This window comes from Kitasatospora sp. NPDC093102 (assembly GCF_040683915.1).
Lineage (GTDB): Bacteria > Actinomycetota > Actinomycetes > Streptomycetales > Streptomycetaceae > Kitasatospora.
In genome coordinates this window covers 97,815-105,537 of sequence record NZ_JBFBFA010000025.1, presented here as the reverse complement: position 1 = coordinate 105,537, position 7,723 = coordinate 97,815, and the positions used below count along the sequence as shown (strand labels likewise).

General features: G+C 71.8%; 5 protein-coding genes and 2 tRNA genes. 5 read left to right on the top strand and 2 right to left on the bottom strand.

The window, feature by feature from the left end:
- The coding region (locus AB0O11_RS26600; RefSeq protein WP_329882915.1) for a roadblock/LC7 domain-containing protein at nucleotides 1–137 on the bottom strand (137 nt) is incomplete at its 3' end.
- A gap of 10 nt (nucleotides 138–147) precedes the next feature.
- Entirely contained in the window at nucleotides 148–3,924 is a 3,777-nt protein-coding gene (locus AB0O11_RS26595; protein WP_363391815.1) for a nitrate- and nitrite sensing domain-containing protein, read from the bottom strand.
- Between the two features lie 626 nt (nucleotides 3,925–4,550).
- Here AB0O11_RS26595 and AB0O11_RS26590 point away from each other — a divergent pair.
- The 5 genes from AB0O11_RS26590 to AB0O11_RS26570 all read left to right on the top strand — a co-directional run bounded on the left by AB0O11_RS26590 (nucleotide 4,551) and on the right by AB0O11_RS26570 (nucleotide 7,716).
- Nucleotides 4,551–4,769: a hypothetical protein gene (locus AB0O11_RS26590; RefSeq protein ID WP_363391813.1), complete on the top strand. Its 219-nt coding sequence runs from the start codon at nucleotides 4,551–4,553 to the stop codon at nucleotides 4,767–4,769.
- Between the two features lie 235 nt (nucleotides 4,770–5,004).
- Nucleotides 5,005–5,805 (top strand): fumarylacetoacetate hydrolase family protein, encoded by an 801-nt coding sequence (locus AB0O11_RS26585; protein ID WP_363391811.1) that lies wholly within the window; start codon nucleotides 5,005–5,007, stop codon nucleotides 5,803–5,805.
- Nucleotides 5,798–7,297, top strand: a complete 1,500-nt coding sequence (gene gltX, locus AB0O11_RS26580; RefSeq protein WP_363391809.1) for a glutamate--tRNA ligase — start codon at nucleotides 5,798–5,800, stop codon at nucleotides 7,295–7,297. The genes AB0O11_RS26585 and gltX overlap by 8 nt, the downstream gene beginning before the upstream one ends.
- A gap of 238 nt (nucleotides 7,298–7,535) precedes the next feature.
- Nucleotides 7,536–7,607 (top strand) — tRNA-Gln (locus tag AB0O11_RS26575).
- A 36-nt stretch (nucleotides 7,608–7,643) separates the two neighbouring features.
- A tRNA-Glu gene (locus tag AB0O11_RS26570) sits at nucleotides 7,644–7,716 on the top strand.
- Nucleotides 7,717–7,723 lie beyond the last annotated feature (7 nt).

Here is a 7,723-nt window from a genome sequence, read left to right as displayed (position 1 = left end):
GCACGGTCGCGCGGGAAGCCCTCGGACATGCACAGCAGGAGGCCGTCCGCGGAGACCACCACGGTGTGGGACACCCCGGGGGTGTTGTCCACGAAGTTGGTGATCAGCCAGTTCAGGTTCTGTGCGGCCTGGCTCATCTGGTTCAACTCAACGCTCCTGGTGATCTGCGCCGTTGCCGTCGCTCCGGCCACCGAAACTATCGAATCCGGCCTGCTGGGCACCATGCTGGAAGCCCGTCTGGCCGGCGGCCTGCTCGGCCCCTGCGCGGCGGCCCTGCTGGATGCCGCGGCGCAGGTTGGTCAGCCGGCCGCGGACCTCCTCGGGGGCCCGGGAGACCTGCGGACCGGTCAGCGGCGAGGCCTCGGCGGTGCCGGAGACCAGGTTGGCCTGCGGGGTCCGCCGGGGCAGGCCCGACATGGTGACGCCGCTGGTCGAGGGCTCGCGGATCTGCTCGGCGCGGCGCCAGCGCTCGTCGTTCGCGGACGGACGCCAGGGCGCGTCGTCGCTGCCCGGCTGCTGCTGGTTCTGCTGGGGCTGGCCCTGCGGCTGCTGCGGAGCCTGCGGGGAGGCCTGCTGCTGCGGCGCCTGCCGGGGCTGCTGCTGCTCCTGGGCCTGCGGCTGCGGTGCCTGCCGGGGCTGCTGTTCCTGGGCCTGCTGCTGGAACTCCGGTGCGGTGGTGCCGGGGCGGCGCGGCTGGTACGGCCGCGGCCGCGCCTGCTGCTGGCCCTCGGCCTGCGGGTACCAGGGCTGCTCGCCGGCGCCCTGCTGACCGGTGGCCTCGGACGGGCCGGTCGGCAGCGCCATCGGCTCCTGGTACGGCAGCGGCTGCGGCTGCTGGGGGGCCTGCTCCTGGCGCACCGGCTCCGGACGCGGCGGGTTCGGCACGTTCGGCAGCACCGGCTCCACCAGGCCGAGGCCCAGCGGGTCGCGCGGGTCGATCTGGCTGGCCTCGAAGCGCGGGCGGGCGAACTGCTGGGTGCTCTCCACCGGCGCCGGCTCGGCCGACGGCAGCGGCTGGGGCTGCTGCGGGGCCTGCGGCGGCAGCTGCGGCTGACGGTCGCGCTGCGGCGCGTCCGGGCCGGGGCGCTGCGGACCGCGCGGGCCCTGGGCCGCGGGCCGGCCGGGGGCACCGGGGCCCTGCGGGGCCGGACGGCGCTGCGGCAGGCCGTCCTGCGGACGGTTGCCCGGACGGGCACCCTGCTGCGGCGAGCCGGGACCGCCGGGACGGCCGTGCTGCGGCTGCTCGCCGGTCCGGGCACCCGGACCGCCGTCGAACTCACCGCCGGGACGGGGCCGTTCCTGACCGGGCCGGCCCGGCTGGGGCTGACCGGTCTGCGGCCCGCCGGGCTGGGGCTGGCCGGGCTGCTGCTGGCGGCCGCGGCGGGGCAGGCCGTTCGGGCCGGCCTGCGGCGGGCCCTGGCGGCCCGGGGCGCGCTGCGGCAGACCGCCCTGCTGGGCCTGCTGCTGGGCCTGCTGCTGGGCCTGCTGCTGGGCCTGCTGGTTCTGCGGGGCCTGCTTCTGCTGCGGCTGGTTCTGCTGCGGCTGGGCGGGCTGCCGGCCCTGTCCCTGCCGACCGCCGCCCTGCGGGACCGGGTTCTCCTTCAGCGACTGGCCGACCTGGCGGGTCGGCAGACCGTTGCCGGGCGCACCCGGGCCGGCCTGCGGACCGGGACCGGCCGGACCGCCCTGGCCGAGCTGCGGGCGGCCGCCCTGCGGGGCACCGGCGGCCGGGCCCTGGCCGAGCGCGGCCGGACCGCCCTGGCGGGCGGGTGGCACCTGGCGCTGCTGGCGCGGCGTCGGGGCGGCCCCGCGCTGCTGCTTGCCCTGGCTGGAACCGGTTCGGCCGGAGCCGCGGCGGTCGCCCGAGTTGGTGACGTCCACCGGGAGCATGACCAGCGCGGTGGTGCCGCCGGAGTCGCTGGGGCGCAGCTGGATCCGGATGCCGTGGCGCAGCGACAGGCGGCCGACCACGAAGAGGCCCATGCGGCGGGAGACCGAGACGTCCACCGTCGGCGGGTTGGCGAGGCGCTCGTTGATCTCGGCGAGGTCGTCGGGGCTCAGGCCGATGCCGGTGTCGTGGATCTCGACCAGGACGCGGCCGTCCGGCAGCGCGTGGCCGGTGACCCGGACGCGGGTCTGCGGGCTGGAGAACGAGGTGGCGTTCTCCAGCAGCTCGGCGAGCAGGTGGACGAGGTCGTTGACGACGCGGCCGGCGACCTCGGCCGACGGCACGGCGGCGAGCTCGATGCGCTCGTACTGCTCCACCTCGGAGGCGGCGGCACGGAGCACGTCGACCAGCGGGACGGGACGGGTCCAGCGGCGGCCCGGGTCCTCGCCGGCGAGGACGAGCAGGTTTTCGCCGTTGCGGCGCATGCGGGTCGCGAGGTGGTCCAGCTTGAAGAGGTTGGCCAGCTGGTCCGGGTCCGCCTCGCGGCTCTCCAGCTCGGAGATGAGCGACAGCTGGCGCTGGATGAGGCCCTGGCTGCGGCGCGAGAGGTTGGTGAACATCGCGTTGATGTTGCCGCGCAGGAGGGCCTGCTCGGCGGCGAGGCGGACGGCCTCGCTGTGCACCATGTCGAACGCGTGGGCCACGTGGCCGATCTCGTCGGTGGAGTCGACGGCGACCGGCTCGACCGTGGTGTCGACGTCGTGCGGGTCGGCCTCGGAGAGGGTCTTGACCAGCTCGGGCAGACGGCGCTCGGCGACGTCCTCGGCCGCGGCCTGGAGACGGGTCAGCGAGCGCACCATCGAGCGGGCGATCAGACCGGCGCCACCGAGGGCGACGAGCAGCACCAGGGCGATCGCGACACCGATGATCAGGGCGTCGGCGTCGGCCTGGGCCTGGAGGTCCTCGGCCTTGCCGTCCAGGTTCTCGATGAGCTTGGACTCGATCCGGCGCTCGGCGGTGATCTTGGCGCTGGCCTTCTCGAACCAGTCCTTGTAGCTGACCGCCTCGGTCTGGCGGATGCCGCTCTGGGTGAGGATCGTGGAGGCGTAGCGGTCGGCGTCGGCGACCACCGAGTTGTAGCTCAACTGGCTGCGCAGGTTGTCCAGGTCGTGCGCGGTGTAGATGTTGTTGAAGCTCGCGATCGCGTTGTCGTACGAGCTGCGCAGGCGGATACCGAAGGACTCGTCGCTGGGGCTGAGGTCGGGGGTCTTCGGGTTGGCGAGCGCGGCGCTGATCAGGGCCCGCTGCTGCGAGGTCGCGTTCTTCGCCAGCGAGAACTGCTGGAGCGCGCGGGTGGAGACGACCAGGTCCTTGTTGTTCGACGCGAGCGCGATGTCCTGGGTGATGGACAGCAGGTCGCGGATGATCACGTCGTAGGCGGTGATCGTCGACTGGATGTTCTGGTTGTTCTGGTACGGCAGGCTGCGGGTGTCCGCGATCGAGTTCAGGTCCTTGCGGATCTGGAGCAACAGCGCCTTTCCACCGGACAGTTCGAGGTTCTCGAACTTGTCGGAGGACGCGGTGAAGGTGCGGCTCAGGTCGTCGGTGGACTTGCGGGCCGCGACGATGTCGTCGTCCAGCGGGGCGGTCGGATCGTGGGTGATCGGGCCGGCGCTGATGTCGCGCTCGGTCTGGAGCGCGTCCGCGAGGTTGGTCGCCTTCTTGGCCAGGTCGGACAGGTTGGCCATCTGGGCGAGTTGCTGCGAGTTCTCCATCGAGCTCTGGATGCGCAGGCCACCGAGGACCAGCGAGACCAGCACGGGGAGGGCGAGCAGCGCGATCAGACGGGTGCGGATGCGCCAGTTGCGCATCGCGAGCCGGTTCAGACCGGTGGCTCGGCGCCGGGTCAGGGACGTGCGGAGCTTGTCCCGGGTGGACTTCCGCTCCTGGCCGTCCTCCTCCGGGCGGCCCGGGGCCTCGGGTGTCACCGGCTCGGCCGGGCCGCCGGGGGCCGCCGCCTGTTGGGGGGCTGCCACAGGCTCACGTGACTCCGGGTTACCCGCGGCGCCGCTACCCCTTTTGAAACGTCCCTGCACTGGCGTCGCAACCTCTGGACCGGGCGTCCCGCCGCGTCGCCACGGCCTGGACGGTGTCGAGTTTCCATCCGCACCCCGGCCGGTCCGGGAGAGCGGGCACCGGGGTGGACCACTCCCTACCCACGGTCCGTCGCATTCCAGCACAGCCGGGGAATCCCAACAAGGGCCGCAGGAACCAGGACCCCGACGCTACCGACCGCTTGCGCAATCTCACGGACTGTGCGGTAACCGGACCGGAATACCGCCTTTTTCGGACACTCGCCGGATACATGCCAAGCGGACCCGAGGCCGGGAAGAGTCGCAGACCTTCCGGAATGCCCCTTATCAGCGGAATGTCGGAAAATCCCGGTGCGGCGATATGTCGGATATCTGCGTTTTGCTCGGCATTTTGTGAGCAATATCACAGTCTAATGTGTAGCTTTGGTCACGGTCTCTGTGGAAAGAGATCTCGTAACCTGGCTGTCTCCGGAGCACGGCCCCGATCAGCCTGCCCAGAACCCCTCCGAATCAATCGGAATCCATCAGGTCGTGCCCATCGGCCCGGCCATGACCATGAGGTGCTCTCGATGTCCCAGGCGAAGAAGGCCACCCAGTCCACGCTGTCCAGCCGAGCCACGGCGAACCCGCGCCGGACGACGCTGGCCTCGGTCGAGGACTTCAGCAAGATCCCGGGTGCCCGCAAGCCCGGGGACGTCGTGACCTACGGCACCGAGCTGCCGGCCGTCACCGCCAACCCGCGCCGCACCCAGCTGATGGTCGCCCCGGTCGTCGTCGTGCGGGACTGACTCCGCAGCGTTCCGTCGAGGGCGCCGTCGTCACAGCAGTGGCGGCGGCGCCCTCGGCGTACCCGCCCGCTCGCGGGTTCCGCCCCGATCCTCCCGAACAGGGGCAAAGCGGTCAGCCGGGGCCCCACGCGATAGCCTGGAGGCCGATTGACGGGGCCGCGCCCACCGTGGGCGGGGCGCCCACCAGCGCCCGGGCGCGCCCCGGGCGGCCGACGAAGCGAGGGGTAGCCCAGCCGTGCGCATTGCCAGGTTTTCCGTCCGGGAAGGGAGCCCTGCCGCCGGCAGCGTCTCCTTCGGAGTGGTGGAGGGCGACCCTTCCCAGCCCGACTCGCTGGTCGTCCACGCCCTGGCCGGCCACCCGTTCGGCCAGCCCCAGCCCACCGGCGAGAGCTTCCGCTTCCAGGACGTCCGGCTGCTCAGCCCGATGCTCCCGAACAAGATCGTGGCGGTCGGCCGCAACTACGCGGCGCACGCGGCGGAGCTGGGCAACGACGTTCCGGACGTCCCGCTCACCTTCTTCAAGCCGTCCACCTCGGTGATCGGTCCGACCGAGAACATCGCCTACCCGCCGTTCTCCTCGGACGTCCACCACGAGGCCGAACTCGCCGTGGTGATCGGCCGGATGTGCCGTGAGGTGCCGCTGGACCGGGTGCCCGAGGTGATCCTCGGCTACACCTGCGCCAACGACGTCACCGCCCGGGACGTCCAGCGGCGCGAGGGCCAGTGGGCCCGGGCCAAGGGCTTCGACACGGCCTGCCCGCTGGGCCCGTGGATCGAGACCGACCTCGACCCGAGCGACCTCGCGATCACCTGCACGGTCAACGGCGAGCTCCGCCAGACCGGCCGCACCTCCCTGATGGTCCGCTCGGTCGCCGAGCTGATCGTCCACATCTCCGAGGCCATGACGCTGCTGCCCGGCGACGTCATCCTCACCGGCACGCCCGCAGGGGTGGGCCCCCTCAACGTCGGCGACGAGGTCGCCGTCTCCATCGAAGGCATCGGCACTCTCACCAACAAGGTGATCAAGCGTGGCTAACACTGACCCGGCCGTCCGGGTTCGCTTCTGTCCGTCCCCGACCGGCAACCCCCACGTGGGGATGGTCCGCACGGCCCTCTTCAACTGGGCCTACGCCCGCCACAACGGCGGCACGCTGGTCTTCCGGATCGAGGACACCGACTCCGCCCGCGACTCCGAGGAGTCGTACAACCAGCTGCTGGACGCCATGCGCTGGCTCGGCCTCGACTGGGACGAGGGCCCGGAGGTCGGCGGCCCGGACGCGCCGTACCGCCAGTCGCAGCGGATGGACATCTACGCGGACGTCGCCGGCCGCCTGTACGAGGCCGGCCACGCCTACTACTGCTACTGCTCCACCGAGGAGCTGGACGCCCGCCGCGAGGCCGCCCGCGCGGCCGGCAAGCCCTCCGGCTACGACGGCCACTGCCGCGACCTGACCGACGAGCAGGTCGCCGTCTACAAGCTGGAGAAGCGCGAGCCGATCCTGCGCTTCCGGATGCCCGACAAGACCATCAGCTTCGACGACCTGGTGCGCGGCACGCTCACCTTCGAGCCGGAGAACGTGCCGGACTACGGCATCGTCCGGGCCAACGGCGCCCCGCTGTACACCCTGGTCAACCCGGTGGACGACGCCCTGATGGGCATCACCCACGTGCTGCGCGGCGAGGACCTGCTGTCCTCCACCCCACGGCAGGTCGCGCTGTACGCCGCGCTCGCCGAGATCGGCGTCGGCAACGGCACCACCCCGCGCTTCGGCCACCTGCCGTACGTGATGGGCGAGGGCAACAAGAAGCTCTCCAAGCGCGACCCCCAGTCCTCGCTCAACATGTACCGCGAGCGCGGCTTCATCCGCGAGGGCCTGCTCAACTACCTGTCCCTGCTCGGCTGGTCGCTGGCCGAGGACCGCGACCTGTTCGACATGGACGAGATGGTCGCCGCCTTCGACGTCACCAAGGTGAACGCCAACCCGGCCCGCTTCGACCTGAAGAAGTGCGAGGCGATCAACGCCGAGCACGTCCGCCGGCTGGCCCCGGACGACTTCGTCCGCCGCCTGGTGCCCTTCCTCCAGGGCGCCGAGCTGCTCCCGGCCGAGCCCACCGCCGAGCAGCTGGACCTGCTCGCCAAGGTGGCGCCGCTCACCCAGGAGCGGATGGTCGTGCTGAGCGAGATCGTGAACATGGCCGGCTTCCTGTTCGTGGCGCCGGAGAAGTTCGCCCTCGACCCGGACGACGCCGCCAAGGTGCTCACCGCGGACGCCCGCCCGGTGCTGGAGGCCAGCATCAAGGCACTGGAGGAGCTCGCGGACTTCACCCCGGAGCCGATCCAGGCCGCACTGCGCGAGGCGCTGGTGGACGGCCTGGGCCTCAAGCCCAAGTTCGCCTTCACGCCGCTGCGGGTGGCCGTCACGGGCCGCCGGGTCTCCCCGCCGCTGTTCGAGTCCATGGAGCTGCTGGGACGCCCGGAGACGCTGCGCCGGCTGCGTGCCGCCCTGGACGCCCTGCCGGCCGCCTGAGCGGGCCGCTGAGCAGGCCGCGGGCCCGGCTTCGTGCCGGGCCCGCGGCGTACCCGGAGGTCATCCGCAGGCCCCCCGGCCGCTGCCTGGGGTTATCGATTTTGGAGCCAGGGCCGACGTCGGGTAATGTTCTTTCTGCGCCGCCCGGGAGGGAACGGACGAGGGAGCGAAAGCCCCTCGGAAGGGACCGACCGAGAGGCGCAACGCCTGAGAAGGGCCCGCAGGGCTTCAACTCTGGTGGGGTATGGTGTAATTGGCAGCACGACTGATTCTGGTTCAGTTAGTCTAGGTTCGAGTCCTGGTACCCCAGCGCAGTACGCGAGTACGGCACACAAAAGAAGATCAAGCCCCCGTTGTGTAGCGGCCTAGCACGCTGCCCTCTCACGGCAGTAGCGCCGGTTCGAATCCGGTCGGGGGTACTGATCC

Bases quoted from the DNA above. Each gene is read 5' to 3' on its own strand.
- AB0O11_RS26590 (WP_363391813.1), top strand. From the start codon at position 4,551: ATGTCCCAGGCGAAGAAGGCCACCCAGTCCACGCTGTCCAGCCGAGCC.